This is a genomic window from Parendozoicomonas callyspongiae, assembly GCF_023502345.1.
GTDB lineage: Bacteria > Pseudomonadota > Gammaproteobacteria > Pseudomonadales > Endozoicomonadaceae > Sansalvadorimonas > Sansalvadorimonas callyspongiae.
The window spans coordinates 144769-160065 of sequence record NZ_JAMFLX010000003.1; the positions used below are offsets into that span (position 1 = coordinate 144769).

Sequence of the window (15297 nt, forward strand, 5' to 3'; positions counted from 1 at the left end):
TTCCTACCAATTTTGGAAACTTGCAATAATCGGCCAGTCTAGCAAAGTTAACACCATGGATATAGTGTTACATTCCGTAAACAATGCCCATTTTGACCTGCAAGGCGGAAATTAATCCGCCTGACGACGCAGAAATGCCGGAATATCCAGATAATCTGGAGAAGACTGTAGATCCGGAGCCGTAGCCGCGTCCAGACCGGATGTCGGTGCAGTCTTAGGCTTGTTGCGAATCACTGTCGGACGCTCAAGCTCGGCGTAATCCAGAGTCTCAACAGGCTTCTCTGTCTTTGCAGGTGTATTGTCCACAACTGTGCGGATCTTATCATCCGCCTCTCCCAGGCCGGTTGCAACAACAGTTACACGCAGCTCATCGGTCATTTCTGGATCAATAACAGTACCGATAACCACTGTAGCGTTATCAGAAGCATACTGGGAAACAGCGTCACCCACTTCTTCAAACTCACCAATGGCAAAATCGAGACCAGCGGTAATATTGACCAGGATACCGCGGGCACCCTGCAGATCGATATCATCCAGCAGCGGACTGCGCACAGCCGCTTCAGCTGCTTCTGCAGCACGGCTTTCACCCGTTGCAGAGCCTGTACCCATCATGGCCATGCCCATTTCGGACATAACAGTACGCACGTCGGCGAAGTCTACGTTGATCATTCCCGGACGGATAATCAGATCAGCAATACCCTGCACTGCACCCAGTAGAACATCGTTTGCTGCGCTGAAGGCAGACAGCAGACTGGCTTTTTTACCCAGGGCCTGCAGCAGCTTTTCATTAGGAATGGTGATCAGGGAATCAACGTGCTCGGACAGCTCCTTAAGACCTTCACTGGCAATCGCCATCCGCTTGCGCCCTTCAAACGGGAACGGACGGGTGACAACGGCAACAGTCAGGATATCCATTTCTTTGGCAACCTGGGCAACAACAGGCGCTGCACCGGTACCCGTTCCACCGCCCATACCTGCGGTGATAAACACCATATCTGCACCCTGAAGCACTTCAGCAATTCGCTCACGATCTTCCAGCGCGGCCTGACGACCGACTTCAGGATTTGCTCCAGCACCAAGTCCCTTAGTGATGCCTGTACCCAGTTGCAGCAAGGTGCGAGCATTCAGGTTCTTGAGAGCCTGAGCATCTGTATTGGCTACGACAAAGTCCACACCCTCAACCTGGCTATTGAGCATATGGTTAACCGCATTTCCGCCACCGCCGCCGACACCGATGACTTTGATAACCGCATTCTGCGGCACATTGTCTAACAGCTCGAACATGACTCTCTCCTTTCTCTCTTAATATCCATTTTCTTGTATTAACTTCCAGTTAACAATTAAAAATTGCCTTGTATCCACTGCTTTAAACGACCTACAAAGCTTTCCTGAGGTCGGCGTGCGCCCTTGGCTGGAGCAGCGCTCACAGTCTCCTGCATATTGTGCTGCGCATACTGCAACAACCCGACACCTGTTGCGTAAATCGGGTTGCGCACAACATCCGCCAACCCCTCAATATTCTGAGGCACTCCCAAACGAACCGGCATATGGAATATCTCCTCCGCCAGCTCAATCACTCCTTCCATCTTGGAAGTTCCACCAGTCAGAACAACACCGGCTGGAATTAACTCTTCAAAACCGCTACGACGAAGCTCTGCCTGAATCAGACTGAACAGCTCGGCGTAACGCGGCTCAACCACCTCAGCCAGCGCCTGACGGGACAGCTCTCTTGGAGGCCTATCACCAACACTCGGTACCTTGATGGTTTCGTTTTCACCTGCAAGCTGAGTCAGCGCACAAGCGTATTTAATCTTGATATCTTCCGCATGCTGGGTCGGTGTCCGCAGGGCCATGGCAATATCATTGGTCACCTGGTCACCCGCGATCGGAATCACCGCCGTGTGCCGAATGGCACCTTCGGTAAAGATGGCAATATCAGTCGTACCGCCACCGATATCCACCATGCATACACCCAGCTCTTTCTCATCATCGGTCAGTACCGAATAACTGGATGCCAGCTGTTCAAGAATCACATCGTCCACATCAAGGTTACAGCGACGAATGCACTTCTCGATGTTCTGTACTGCATTGACCGCACAGGTCACCAGATGAACCTTGGCTTCCAGACGTACACCGGACATACCCAGTGGTTCCTTCACACCTTCCTGAGTATCAATCACATATTCCTGCGGCAGAATGTGTAGAATCTTTTGGTCTGCCGGAATAGCGACAGCCTGTGCTGCATCAATCACCCGTTCCATATCCGCATGAGTCACCTCACGCTCACGTATCGCCACAATTCCATGGGAGTTCAGGCTCCGGATATGACTACCCGCGATACCGGCATAAACCGTATCGATCTGGCAACCAGCCATCAGCTCAGCCTCTTCAATGGCACGCTGTATGGACTGCACGGTCGACTCAATGTTGACGACGACACCCCGCTTCAAACCACGCGAAGGGTGCGAGCCAATGCCAACAATTTCTATGGTATCGCGCTCTGTAATCTCCCCGACCAGGGCGACTACCTTTGAGGTGCCGATATCCAGGCCGACGACCATCTTTCCGTTCCCAGAACCAGTCATTTATAAACCTACCTGTTGTCCCGTTAACAAGCGGTGACTTGTTTGCGACCAGCGAACCAGCCTATTTTTTCCTGCAGTCATCAGGTTTTCATTTTCCTGGTGAATACACCTACCCATTGCCCAAAGCTTATGAAGAACCCAAAGCTTGTTGAGATCCCAATGCCTGTTCAGACTGCTTCCAGGCGATTGCAACCCCATCCCGGTAGCGCAGGTCAACCCCTTTCACAGCTACCCATTGTTTCTCAAGATGGATGCGGTACAACCGGGAAAACCTCTGCATGCGCTCCAGCAATGCCTCACTTCCTAACTGCACTTCAACCTCATCAACCTGAAAGCTCCAGCTTCCGGCCGGTGATAACGCCACTCCATCCAGTTTCAGACCAATTGGCCGCAACTGGTGACTCAGCGTCAGATACTGCTCCATCACTTCCTGCTCACGCCCTCTCGGGCCTGCAAGAACAGGAAAGTCATCAAACTCCTGCCCTGCACCTCGAGGAAAAACCTCTCCCTCGATATTGATCAGCTCTTTGTCCCGCCAGCGTGCCACAGGCACTTCCTCGCGGAGAGTAATCTCAAGCTGATCCGGCCAGGTTTTCCTGACATTCACGCTGTCGATCCAGGAATCGGCCAGAAGCTCTTTTTGCAAACCCCGCAGATCAAGACTGAAAAATGTCTGCTCCTGCAGGAAAGGCCCAAGCTTCACCTTTACCTGTTCCTGATTGAGATAGCGAAAGTCTCCACTTATCCCAACCCGGGCAATCGGTCTGTCCAGCCAGTTCCAAACTGTCGGAACCGACCAGATGAAAGCTCCGAGGACAACGCCTACTGCCAGCCACTTCAATGCTCCCAACACAAGCGTCGCCCAGCGTTTTACATCCTCCTGAACATATCCTGCCCGCTTCTTTTTGCGGGCATCTTTGTTCAGTTGGCTCTGGCTGTCACGGTTGAGGTACCGGCGGGCGTCCATGGCCGCTCCTCCTGTCCAGTTGCCTGAAGCAATTCCAGAACCAGATCTTCAAAATCATATCCAACAGCTTTCGCTGCCATAGGCACAAGACTGTGATCAGTCATACCCGGGATAGTGTTCACCTCAAGCAACCAGAAGTTACCCTGACCATCCTGCATTACGTCAACACGCCCCCAGCCTGCACAGCCGATACTGTCAAATGCTTTCAATGCCAGTTCCTGCAGCTCCTGCTCTTTCTCTTCGGTCAGACCGCAGGGCAGCAGATAACGTGTACTGTCAGACAGGTACTTGGCTTCATAGTCGTAGAAGGTGTTATCTGTCTCCAGACGAATACCCGGCAGAGGACGCCCATTCAGAATGCTGACCGTGAACTCCGGCCCTTCAATCATCTGCTCAACAAGAACCTTATCGGCATGGGCCAGCACTTTCTCAATTGCAGGCTTCAGGTCATCACGGCTGTAAACCGGGAATGTTGCGATGCTGGAACCATCACTGTTGGGTTTCACAAAGCAGGGAACCGGAAGCTCAACCGCATCAAGATCTGTTGCAGCATCAACAATCTGAAAGTCAGGTGTTTGCAGGTCAATACTCTTCCAGATCAACTTGCTGCGGGACTTATCCATGGCAATTGCCGAGCCCTTAACACCACTGCCGGTATAAGGAATCTTCAGAAAATCCAGCAGCCCCTGAACAGTACCGTCTTCACCACTGGCACCATGCAGAGCCAGGAATACACGATCCGGCTTGATGGTTTGCAACTGATCAACCAGATCAGTTGCTGCATCGACCATCACCACATCAACGCCACGATCCTGCAGCGCCTTAAAAATCCGGCCTCCGGATTTCAGCGACACCTGACGCTCAGGAGAATCTCCGCCACACAGAACGGCTACGCGGCCAAAGGCTTCCGTGCTCTTGGTCAGATTGTCCTTTTGGGTTTGTTCAGTCATGCACTCAACTCTTTCATTTGTGGCTCAAACGGCCACTTATTTCAGGCCTGAATTAATCAGGACTGTTTCAGCACCAGCTCTTTTTCAGCCAGGTCACTGGCCAGACCGCCGATATCACCGGCACCCTGGGTAATTAACAGATCACCATCAGCCAGCACATCGGCCAGCACCGGCTCAACCGGTTCTCCACGCTGTACGAAGATCGGATCCAGACGTCCGCGCTGACGGATGCTCCTGCACAGGCTGCGTGCATCCGCACCGGGAATAACAGCTTCTCCGGCAGGGTACACATCCATCAGCAGCAAAACATCGACTTGTGACAGCACATCCACAAAATCTTCATAAAGATCACGGGTACGTGTATACCGATGCGGCTGATAGATCATAACCAGCCGTTTATCCGGCCAGCCTTTGCGAATCGCGGCAATTGTTGCCGCCACTTCACGGGGGTGATGACCATAATCATCAACAAACATGACCTCGCCAACACCGGTCTGGTAGTCGCCATAAACCTGAAAACGACGACCTACGCCCTGGAACCCTTCAAGGCCAGCACAGATATCTTCATCACTGAGACCTTCTTCTGCCGCAACGGCATAAGTGGCCAGAGCATTCTGGATATTGTGTTCGCCGGGAATATTCAGGGCTACATCAATCACATCGTCTCTATCTTTGCGAACCAGACGGAAGGTGTTCTGCATGCCATTCTGACGAATATCGATGGCACGGTAATCCGCATCTTCAGCAAAACCGTAAGTGATCACTTGCCTCTTGATTTGGGGAAGAAGCTCCCGCACCACGGGATCATCAATACAGACCACGGCCAACCCATAGAAAGGCAGGTTATGGAGAAAGTCGATGAAGGTCTGCTTCAGTTTACTGAAGTCGCCACCGTAAGTTCCCATATGATCGGCATCGATATTGGTCACAATGGAGATCATCGGTTGCAGATGCAGGAAAGACGCATCACTTTCATCGGCTTCCGCAACCAGGTAGCGGCTACCACCCAGTCGCGCATTGGTGCCTGCAGAATTTAAACGGCCACCGATAATAAAGGTTGGATCCAAGCCACCCTGCCCAAGGACGGAGGCTAGAAGACTGGTTGTGGTGGTTTTACCATGGGTTCCGGCAACAGCAACACCATGTCGATAGCGCATCAGCTCTGCCAGCATCTCCGCCCTGGGAACAACCGGAATTCGACGTTCACGGGCTTCTACCAGCTCAGGGTTGTCTTCTTTTACGGCTGTGGAAACGACCACCACATCAACATCATCGATATTGGCGCTGTCATGCCCCAGGAAAACCTCAACCCCGAGAGACTCCAGACGGCGGGTTACCCGGGACTGATTAATATCAGAACCGGAAATTTTATAACCCTGGTTTCGCAGCACTTCCGCAATGCCACACATTCCGGAGCCGCCGATGCCAATAAAGTGAATCTTGCTAATCCGACGCATTTCAGGAACAGCAAAAACCGGGACGTGTTGTCTTGATAACTGTTCAGACATTCGCCACCTCCCGACAAAAACGGGCAACGGTTTTCGTTGCATCAGGGTGAGCACAAACCTTGGTTGCTTCCGCCATGGACTTTACACGACTCCGGTCTTTAACCAGCTGATTCAGCAGATCAGCCAATGATTGTTCTGTCATATCTTTCTGCTCAAGCAGAATGGCTGCCTGGTTATCCACCAGGTAGCGGGCATTTTTCAGCTGCTGCTGATCCTTATGCCAGGGATAGGGCACTAAAATGCCAGGCTTACCGGCATTGGCCAGTTCGGCCACAGTCAAAGCCCCGGAGCGGCATAAAACAATATCCGCCCAGCCATAGGCTTCAGCCATATCATCAATAAAGGGATCAACTCTCCCTTCAACTCCCGCTTCCTGATAGAAAGAATGGGTTTCCTCAATATTGCGATCACCGGCCTGATGCCAGACTTCAAGCTTGCCTCCATCCAGCCGGGACAACGCCTTTGGTACACACTCGTTAATTGCAACGGCTCCACGACTACCGCCAAGAACAAGAAGCTTCAGAGGCCTCTGGTCATCCCCCTGCTTTTCAACAGGGACGATCATCGGGCGAACAGGATTACCTGTACATTCCGCCTGTTTTTTTTGGAAAGTATTGGGAAATGCTTCCAGCAAACGGGTCGCAAACCGACTGGCGATATTGTTGGTCAAGCCAACCGTGGCATTCTGCTCATGGAGTACCAGAGGTTTACGCAGTAACCATGCAGCCACACTGCCGGGGCCAGAAACAAATCCACCCATACCCAGCACAGCAACAGCTTTTTTGGCACGCATGATTTTCAGAGCGTGCCACATGGATACCAACACACGGAAAGGAGCCTGCAACAGCGCCTTTAAACCATTTCCCCTTACACCTTTCACCGGCATATAGGAGATGTCATAGCCATGTTTGGGAACCAGATCTGCTTCCATACCATCGCGGGTTCCCAGCCAATGGATACGAAAACCCTGGTCACGCAGTTCATCAGCAACTGCCAGAGCAGGAAAAATATGCCCGCCAGTTCCGCCGGCCATAATAATGAACAAAGGAGACTGATCAGCCATGACTGCTTCCCTTCACTTTCGATACAGCTGCGCCTGCACTGCGACGCTCAAAATCAATGCGCATTAAAAGCCCGATAGTCAGACAATTCGTAATCAGGCTACTGCCACCATAACTGAGGAATGGCAGGGCCAGTCCCTTGGTAGGCAGGAGACCACTGCTGACACCAATATTGATAAACACCTGACTGCCAAACAGCAGCCCCAGGCCGTAAGCGAGATAAGCAGAAAAATACTGATTGGCTTTCTCTGCCTGAAAGCCAATTTCCACTGCCCGCCAGGCAATAAAAAACAGAATGGCAATAACGGCTATGGAACCAATCAGCCCCAGCTCTTCTGCCACCACAGAAAAAATAAAATCGGTATGAGCTTCAGGGAGGAAGAACAGTTTTTGAATACCATTCCCCAGCCCTTCACCAGTCCAGCCACCACGGCCAAAACCGATCAGCGACTGTGTTAGCTGATAGCCATCACCAAATTGATCCGCCCATGGATCGGTATAGACAGCCAGACGACGCAAACGATAAGGGGCGGCAAACACCAGAGCCACTGCTCCCAGAACCGCTCCAGCCATAATCACGAAGAATTTCCCCAGCCCGGCACCGGCCAGAAATACCATTCCCATGACAGCACCAAGCAGAACAACGGATGAGCCAAAATCAGGTTCAAACAGCAGCAAGGCCAATGCAATGGAGAGAACCAGCATGGGACGACTGAATCCCCACCAGCCTTCTCCGCGAACATCATCCTGGCGGCGGGCCAGATAAGAGGCCATATAAACAGCAACCAGAACCTTCGCCACTTCGGAAGGCTGGAGGTTAAAGAACCCAAAGGGCAGCCAGCGGGTACTGCCGTTAATCTCCCGACCAACAAACAGCACCACAAACAGAAGAACACCTGATACAGCCAGAGCCATCCAGGACCAGCGCTCCCATTGTTCCATAGGGATAATCATTGCCACGCTAGCAGCAACAGCTCCAACAAACAGGAAAATTCCTTGTCGGATAATAAAGTGGAACGGATCGTTGTAATTGGCGCTGGCAATACCACTGGAAGCTGAAGCCACCATAACCAGTCCTATACCGGCAACCAGCATGGCTGCACCCAGCAACCAAAAATCAACGGAGGCCTGATTAGGCTGGGAACGATAAAACAGGTTGGAGAAGCTTATGTTAGCCACACAGCACCTCCACACGTTCCCTGAACATCTCGCCGCGATGCTCATAATTGTCAAACATATCGAAGCTGGCACAGGCCGGAGCCAGCAATACCACATCACCTGATTGCGCCAGCTCTTTTGCTGTCAGAATGGCTTCATCCAGACTCTCAGCCTTGTGAATGGGAGCTGCCCCTTCAACTTCAGAACCCAGCCGGGGGCCATCCACTCCAATAACAATCAGATCACGTACATGACTTTGAACTGCAGGCTTCATTTCAGAGAAGTCTGCACCTTTGCCATCACCCCCGGCGATGAGAACAATCTGTCCGGTTATATCGCTGGATAAACCTTCAATGGCAGCAATGGCAGAACCGGTATTGGTCGCTTTGGAATCATTAAACCAGTTCACATCATGGGCATCTTTCACCCACTCGCAGCGATGGGGCAGTCCAGTAAACTCTCTCAAAGCTTCCAGCATTGCTTCCATTGGCAGCCTAGCCAGAGTTCCCAGTGCCAGTGCAGCCAGAGCATTCGCCTGATTGTGACTACCACGGACTTTCAGCTCATCTGTTGAAATAAGTCGTTTAAGCCCCTGAACAAGCCAGGTTTTGCCATTCTCTTTCACGGTACCGAAATCATTCAGACCAGGAGCCTGATTTAACCCGAAAGAGACAAGACGAACATTTTCTGAAACAAGTGGAGATGACAGCGCATCATCACGATTCACAACTGCACCGGTGCAGCCGCAGTAAATTCTGTGCTTGGCCTGATGATATTCTGCAAGGCTGTCATACCGATCCATATGATCCGGTGTGACATTCAGAACCGTTGCTGCGGCAGCTCGAAGAGAGTGTGTTGTTTCCAGCTGGAAACTCGACAACTCAAGAACATAAAGATCCTTTTCACCCTGCTCCAGAAGATCAAGAACAGGAGTGCCGATATTGCCGCCAACTCCAACACTGACTCCTGCCTTTTCAGCCATCAGGCCAACCAGGGTAGTCACAGTACTTTTACCATTGGAGCCGGTAATGGCGATAACAGGTGCTTCAACCTGGCGGCAGAACAGTTCGATATCACCGGAAACAGCGACACCATTGGCGATAGCCTGAGCAATAGTCGGTTCTTTCAAGGACAGTCCGGGGCTCACGATAAGCTCATCGGCCTGGCTTAACAGATCACTCTCAAGCGACCCGCAGATAATATCAACACCCGGGCAGGCATCGCGAAGAGCATCCAGTCCGGGAGGATTGGTGCGGGTATCAACCACAAAGAAAGGCAGCCCCTGACGATACAGCCAGCGCGCACACGCAAGTCCAGTCTTGCCAAGACCGACAACTATGCGCTTTTTGTCACTGCTGATAAGCTGCTCGTGCACGCCAGTTTTCCTTTAACGAATCTTCAGTGTTGCCAAACCAATCAAAACCAGGATCAGACTGATGATCCAGAACCGTACAATAACCCTTGGCTCCGGCCAGCCCTTCAACTCAAAGTGATGGTGAATAGGTGCCATCCGGAAAATACGACGCCCGGTCAGCTTATACGAACCGACCTGGAGAATGACTGAAACCGTCTCCATCACAAAAACACCGCCCATAATAAACAGGACGATCTCCTGCCGAACGATAACGGCAATAACACCCAGCGCGGCACCAAGGGCCAGAGCACCAACATCTCCCATAAAGACCTGTGCGGGATAGGTGTTAAACCACAAAAATCCAAGACCTGCACCAACCAGCGCTGACGTAAACACAACCAGCTCACCGGAACCACGAATAAAGGGAATATGGAGATAGCGGGCAAACTCGGCATGACCACTCAGGTAGGCAAAAACACCCAATGCAGCACCAACCATAACCGTTGGCATAATGGCCAGGCCATCCAGACCATCTGTCAGATTAACGGCGTTACTTGTACCGACAATGACCAGATAGGTCAGCACAATAAAGAACACACCCAGCGGGATAGCCACGTTCTTGAAAAACGGAACAATCAGTGAGGTTTCGACGGGGGTCTTGGCCATCATATAGAGCGCTATAGCTGCTCCCAGCCCAAAAACTGACTGCCAGAAATACTTCCATTTTGCTGGCAGACCCCGGGAATGCTTCTCAACGACCTTACGGTAATCATCCACCCAGCCTACAGCACCAAACGAGAGAGTTACGCCAAGCACGATCCAGACATATGCATTAGTCAGGTCACCCCAAAGCAGCGTGCTGATTGCTATAGCAGCCAGAATCAGGCCGCCGCCCATGGTTGGAGTCCCGGCTTTACTGAGATGGGATTGGGGACCATCATCACGCACAGCCTGACCAATCTGGTGAAAACTCAGCTTGCGGATAAAAATCGGACCAAACCACAAAGAAAAAGCCAGTGCGGTTAAAACCCCGAGAATCGCCCGAAGAGTCAAATACTTAAATACACCAAAACCACTGTAATAAGCGCTTAAAATATCAGCCAGCCAATACAGCATCAGTTGCCCTCCGTGGCGGTTTCCGTGGAATTATCCACAGCAGAGTCAGCCAGACAGGCGCTGACAATCTGATTCATACCAGCAGTAAAAGAACCTTTAACCAAAACAACAACACCAGGATTCAAATGTGGCAGCAGCCAGTCGCACAGTTCCTGCTTGTCTGTGAAGTGTTTTCCTTCACCCTTAAAGCCGGTGTGCAGATGGCTTGACCAGTTTCCATATGTCAGCACACGATCAATACCCGCCTTGCGTGCATACTTTCCAAGTTCACGATGCAGACGAATACCATCCTTCTCGCTCTCAAAATGCTCTTCTGACATATCGCCAACAATCAGAATGCGATAGCCATCACAATCAACCAACTCGTCAATGGATGCCTGGGTTGACTCGGGGTTGGCGTTGTAGCTCTCATCAATGATCAGAGCACCACTGCCAGTGCGGAAACGCTGGCCACGACGGGCATAAGGACGGGCTTCTCCCAGACCAGCAGCGATAGTTTCAATATCAATACCTGCTGCGTAGGCGACAGCTGCAGCGGCACAGGCATTTGTGACCTGGTGTTTACCCCAGAACTGCAGATGAACCGGTGTATTTTTTCCATCAAGGTGAAGGGTGAAGTGCATACCGTCATCTTCGGTGACAATATCTTCCGCCCGACTGGTTGCATCCTGATTCTTCAGACTGAATGTCGCTACACGACACCCGCTGTTTTTAGCGACCCGCTCTCTCCAGATTTCAGCATGGGCATCATCCAGATTAATGATGGCGCAGCCATCTTCAGGCAGACGATCAAAAATCGCACCTTTTTCCTGAACGACTCCAGCCAGGCCACCGAGCCCGGCAATATGCGAACCGCCAGCATTGTTCACCATGGAAATATGGGGGCGGACAATAGACGTCAGATGTGCAATTTCACCCGGGCTGTTGGTTCCCATTTCAACAACGGCAAACTTGTGATCATCAGTCAGACCGCTCAGAGTGACTGGAACCCCGTAGGCGTTGTTCAGGTTTCCTTTTGTGGACAACGTCTCGCCTACTTGAGAGAAAATGGCTGCCAGCATCTCTTTCACTGAAGTCTTGCCACTGCTGCCTGTCACGCCGAGAACAAGTCCGCCAAAAGCATCCCGATTTAAGCGACCGATAGCTGTAAGAGCATCTTCGGTGTCTTGAACCAGCACGCGAGGAAGTCCGCCACCCTTCTCACTGACAACAGCCCCGCAGGCACCTTTTTCCAGAGCAGCCTCAACATAACGGTGCCCATCAAAGTTAGGGCCTTTGATTGCAACAAAGAGCTGTCCAGGCTGCAGAGTTCGGGTATTGATGCTGACAGAACCTGTCTCAGCATCATCACCAATCAATTTGGCTGAAAGCGCATCAGCAAGCCCACTCAAATGTTTGGAGGCGATCATGCAACCCTCCCGGCTTGCAAATGAGTCAGAGCCTGAGTCACCTGATCAAGATCACTGAAGGGATAGCGGACACCTTTAATTTCCTGGTAACACTCATGGCCCTTACCAGCCACCAGAACAACATCACCGGGCGCAGCATTTGAAACGGCTAGTGCGATTGCCTCAGCGCGATCTACAACCACAGTCACCTTGTCGAGAGCATCTCCGGTAACACCAGTCAGCGCATCATCAATAATGCTTCTGGGCTCCTCGCTACGAGGATTATCGCTGGTGACATAAACATGGTCTGCACCAGCACAGGCGGCCTGGGCCATCAGTGGGCGCTTACCACGGTCGCGGTCACCACCGCATCCAAAGACACAGGAAATACGACGACCTCCATGTTCACGCAGGGCCAAGAGAACACTTTTCAACGCATCAGACGTATGCGCGTAATCGATCACGACAACCGGCTGGGTTCCACCGCCATAACTTTCCAGGCGGCCTGGAACACTGGCCAGATGCTTGATTGCAGCAAGGACATCATTTAACGGGAAGTTATGACATCCCAAAACAGCTACCACACCCAGCAGATTGCTCAGGTTGAAGCGACCTATTAATGATGTTTCCAGAGTCCCGGTTCCCCACGGGGTAACCACAGTCGCCTTCATTCCGTCAGGAAGCAGCTCAATATTCTTGAGATAGAGATCAGCCGATGAATCAGAAAGAGAGCAATTAAGGCACTCAACACTTTCAGGAGCAAAACCGCGCAGAGTTTCTGCCGCCGGATCATCAGCATTAAAGATGGCATGACGCAGGCCGGGATGAGCAAACAGCTTACCCTTTGCCGCTGCGTATGCTTCCATGGTCTTGTGGTAGTCGAGGTGGTCACGGGTCAGGTTGGTAAAAACTGCGGTATCGATTCGCAACCCGTTAACACGACCCTGGTCCAGTCCATGGGATGATATCTCGGTAGCCATCCAGCCAACGTTCTGCTGACGCATCCGGGCAGCAAAGCTGTGACAGGTCAGGATATCTGCAGTGGTATTCCCCATATTCTCAAGGTGACCAGCACGGCCCTGACCAAGAGTTCCCATAACACCACAGCCACTGCTCATCTGCTCCAGAAGCTCAGCAACAAAATGCACAGAGGACGATTTGCCGTTGGTTCCGGTTACACCAATCACATTGATATCACGGGAAGGTTGACCAAGAGCAAAGTCAATCAGGCCGCCAGCTCTGGCATGAAGGTTACACACCTGCACAACTGGGACATTCACGAAAGACAGGTCACGGCCAGCTTCAGCAAGAACAGCAACCGCCCCCGCCTTTATCGCCGCTTCAATATAGTCTCGCCCGTCAGTTGCAAACCCTGGCAGGGCAAGGAACAGCTCACCACTGCTGACTCTGCGGCTGTCGGTCGCCAGACCAGACAGCTTGATATCCGCTGCCAACGGCTCAATTCCGAGCCATTCAAGCAGCTGATTCAGAGTCAGGTTATGTTCCCAAATAGAATCTGTCATCAGCTCTCATTCCTGGAATTTCTGGCAGTATCCACCAGCATGTGCTGGCTGTCGGCATCATCAGCCGGCACACCGAGCATACGCATGGCCTCTCCCGCCACCCGGGAGAACACAGGTGCTGCCACAACACCACCATAATATCTGGTCGATTTGGTGCCATCGAGCACCACGACCATTGCCACACGTGGCTTGTTCGCTGGTATTACTCCGGCAAACAGAGAAATATAGCTATCATCTGAGTAGCCCTTGACTCCCAGCTTCTTAACAGTGCCGGTCTTGCCGGCAACGGTGTAACTGTATGTACGGGCACGGCGGCCTGTTCCCTTGACGCCAGTCACCGTCCTCATCATATCGAGAACTCTGCGCGCCACCTGTGGATCAACCACCTGCTGGCTTTCGACAGGAATATCCCGCTTGATCAAGCTGACTGGAACCGCCCTGCCGTCGTTAGCCAGGATCATGTAAGCCTGTGCCAGCTGCAGTGAGGTTACAGACAATCCATAACCATACGAGAGTGTTGCCGTCTCAATTGGCTTCCAACTGCTGCGACTCGGCATCAAACCGGTGCTTTCACCCGGGAAAACAACGCCCGTAGACTGCCCAAGGCCAACCCGCTGAAACAGGGAAACCAGCCGCTCCGGCCCTATATCCAGCGCCAGCTTGGAAACCCCGACATTACTGGATTTGGTAATAACCCCGGTTACATCCAGCTTGCCGAAATTGCGTACATCCTTGACCACATCACGCCCAACGCGCATCCACCCCGGTGAAGTATTAACCGGGGTATGACTGCTGTACCGACCACTTTCCAGCGCCGCAGCAACTGTAAACGGCTTGATAACCGAACCAGGTTCAAACTGGTCAACAATGGCACGGTTACGAACGCTGGCAGCACTGAAATTACTGCGATCATTTGGATTGAATGAAGGCTGGTTGACCATGGCCAGCACTTCACCGGTTTTCACGTCCAGCATAACCAGAGAAGCTGTACGGGCCTCATTCTCCCGTACAGCTCTCACCAGCTCCCGATAAGCCAGGTATTGAATGCGCAGATCAATACTCAGCTTTATTTCATGTCCGGGCTCAGCACTCCTGAGCACATCGGTTTCCCGGATCACCTTGCCTCTGCGGTCTTTTATCAGCCGCATGGATCCGGGCTTACCCGACAACCAGCCATCAAGGGCCAGCTCAACACCTTCCTGCCCTTTGTCATCAATATCCGTCAGTCCAACCAGCTGGGCTGCCACTTCGCCCGCCGGGTAGAAACGACGATATTCCGGAAGGCCATTCACCCCCGAAATATCCAAATCCAGTATTTTTTTTGCATCTGCCGGCTGCATACGCCGCTCCAGATACATAAAGCCGCGCCCACTGGCATTCTCTATCTTGCGAGACAAAGCCTTTGGACTGATTCCCAAAGCCTTCGCCAACTCCGGCCAGCGCGCTCTTTCCTTAACAAGTATCCGGGGATCAGCCCAGAGCGTGGTGACAGACGTGCTGACAGCAAGCGGACTGCCATTCCGGTCAAAGATCATCCCCCGGTGGGCGGAAATCACTTCCTCACGGACAGTTCGTTTGTCGCCTTCATTCTGTAAAAATGGCCGATTCAGAACCTGCAGATAGGAAACACGACCACCAACCAACAGCACTGCCAGAACCATAAGGAACTGAACACAGCGATATCGGC

Annotated in this window: 12 protein-coding genes; all 12 read right to left on the reverse strand. The window is 52.1% G+C overall.

Features of this window, described 5'->3' with window-relative positions; translation table 11 throughout:
- Positions 1–111: 111 nt before the first annotated feature.
- Positions 112–1284 carry a cell division protein FtsZ gene (gene ftsZ / locus M3P05_RS03285; protein ID WP_249697794.1) on the reverse strand — a complete coding sequence of 391 codons (1173 nt, stop codon included), beginning with the start codon at positions 1282–1284 and terminating at the stop codon, positions 112–114.
- A 56-nt stretch (positions 1285–1340) separates the two neighbouring features.
- Positions 1341–2585: a cell division protein FtsA gene (gene ftsA, locus M3P05_RS03290; protein ID WP_249697795.1), complete on the reverse strand. Its 1245-nt coding sequence runs from the start codon at positions 2583–2585 to the stop codon at positions 1341–1343.
- A gap of 127 nt (positions 2586–2712) precedes the next feature.
- Positions 2713–3552, reverse strand: coding sequence for a cell division protein FtsQ/DivIB (locus tag M3P05_RS03295; protein ID WP_249697796.1), 840 nt, complete (start codon positions 3550–3552; stop codon positions 2713–2715).
- Positions 3507–4502 (reverse strand): D-alanine--D-alanine ligase, encoded by a 996-nt coding sequence (locus M3P05_RS03300; protein WP_249697797.1) that lies wholly within the window; start codon positions 4500–4502, stop codon positions 3507–3509. The genes M3P05_RS03295 and M3P05_RS03300 overlap by 46 nt, the downstream gene beginning before the upstream one ends.
- Before the next feature lie 56 nt (positions 4503–4558).
- Positions 4559–6010, reverse strand: coding sequence for a UDP-N-acetylmuramate--L-alanine ligase (gene murC / locus M3P05_RS03305; RefSeq protein WP_249697798.1), 1452 nt, complete (start codon positions 6008–6010; stop codon positions 4559–4561).
- Complete coding sequence (murG, locus tag M3P05_RS03310) at positions 6003–7073, reverse strand: undecaprenyldiphospho-muramoylpentapeptide beta-N-acetylglucosaminyltransferase (RefSeq protein WP_249697799.1); 1071 nt, start codon at positions 7071–7073, stop codon at positions 6003–6005. Before murG ends, murC begins: the two co-directional genes overlap by 8 nt.
- On the reverse strand, positions 7066–8250 hold the full coding sequence (ftsW, locus tag M3P05_RS03315) for a putative lipid II flippase FtsW (RefSeq protein ID WP_249697800.1): 1185 nt from the start codon (positions 8248–8250) through the stop codon (positions 7066–7068). Before ftsW ends, murG begins: the two co-directional genes overlap by 8 nt.
- Complete coding sequence (gene murD / locus M3P05_RS03320; protein WP_249697801.1) at positions 8243–9604, reverse strand: UDP-N-acetylmuramoyl-L-alanine--D-glutamate ligase; 1362 nt, start codon at positions 9602–9604, stop codon at positions 8243–8245. Before murD ends, ftsW begins: the two co-directional genes overlap by 8 nt.
- 12 nt (positions 9605–9616) lie before the next feature.
- Positions 9617–10699: a phospho-N-acetylmuramoyl-pentapeptide-transferase gene (mraY, locus tag M3P05_RS03325; RefSeq protein ID WP_249697802.1), complete on the reverse strand. Its 1083-nt coding sequence runs from the start codon at positions 10697–10699 to the stop codon at positions 9617–9619.
- Positions 10699–12108, reverse strand: coding sequence for a UDP-N-acetylmuramoyl-tripeptide--D-alanyl-D-alanine ligase (locus M3P05_RS03330; protein WP_249697803.1), 1410 nt, complete (start codon positions 12106–12108; stop codon positions 10699–10701). The genes mraY and M3P05_RS03330 overlap by 1 nt, the downstream gene beginning before the upstream one ends.
- Positions 12105–13610, reverse strand: coding sequence for a UDP-N-acetylmuramoyl-L-alanyl-D-glutamate--2,6-diaminopimelate ligase (locus M3P05_RS03335; protein WP_249697804.1), 1506 nt, complete (start codon positions 13608–13610; stop codon positions 12105–12107). The genes M3P05_RS03330 and M3P05_RS03335 overlap by 4 nt, the downstream gene beginning before the upstream one ends.
- Positions 13610–15271: a peptidoglycan D,D-transpeptidase FtsI family protein gene (locus M3P05_RS03340; RefSeq protein ID WP_249697805.1), complete on the reverse strand. Its 1662-nt coding sequence runs from the start codon at positions 15269–15271 to the stop codon at positions 13610–13612. Before M3P05_RS03340 ends, M3P05_RS03335 begins: the two co-directional genes overlap by 1 nt.
- Positions 15272–15297 lie beyond the last annotated feature (26 nt).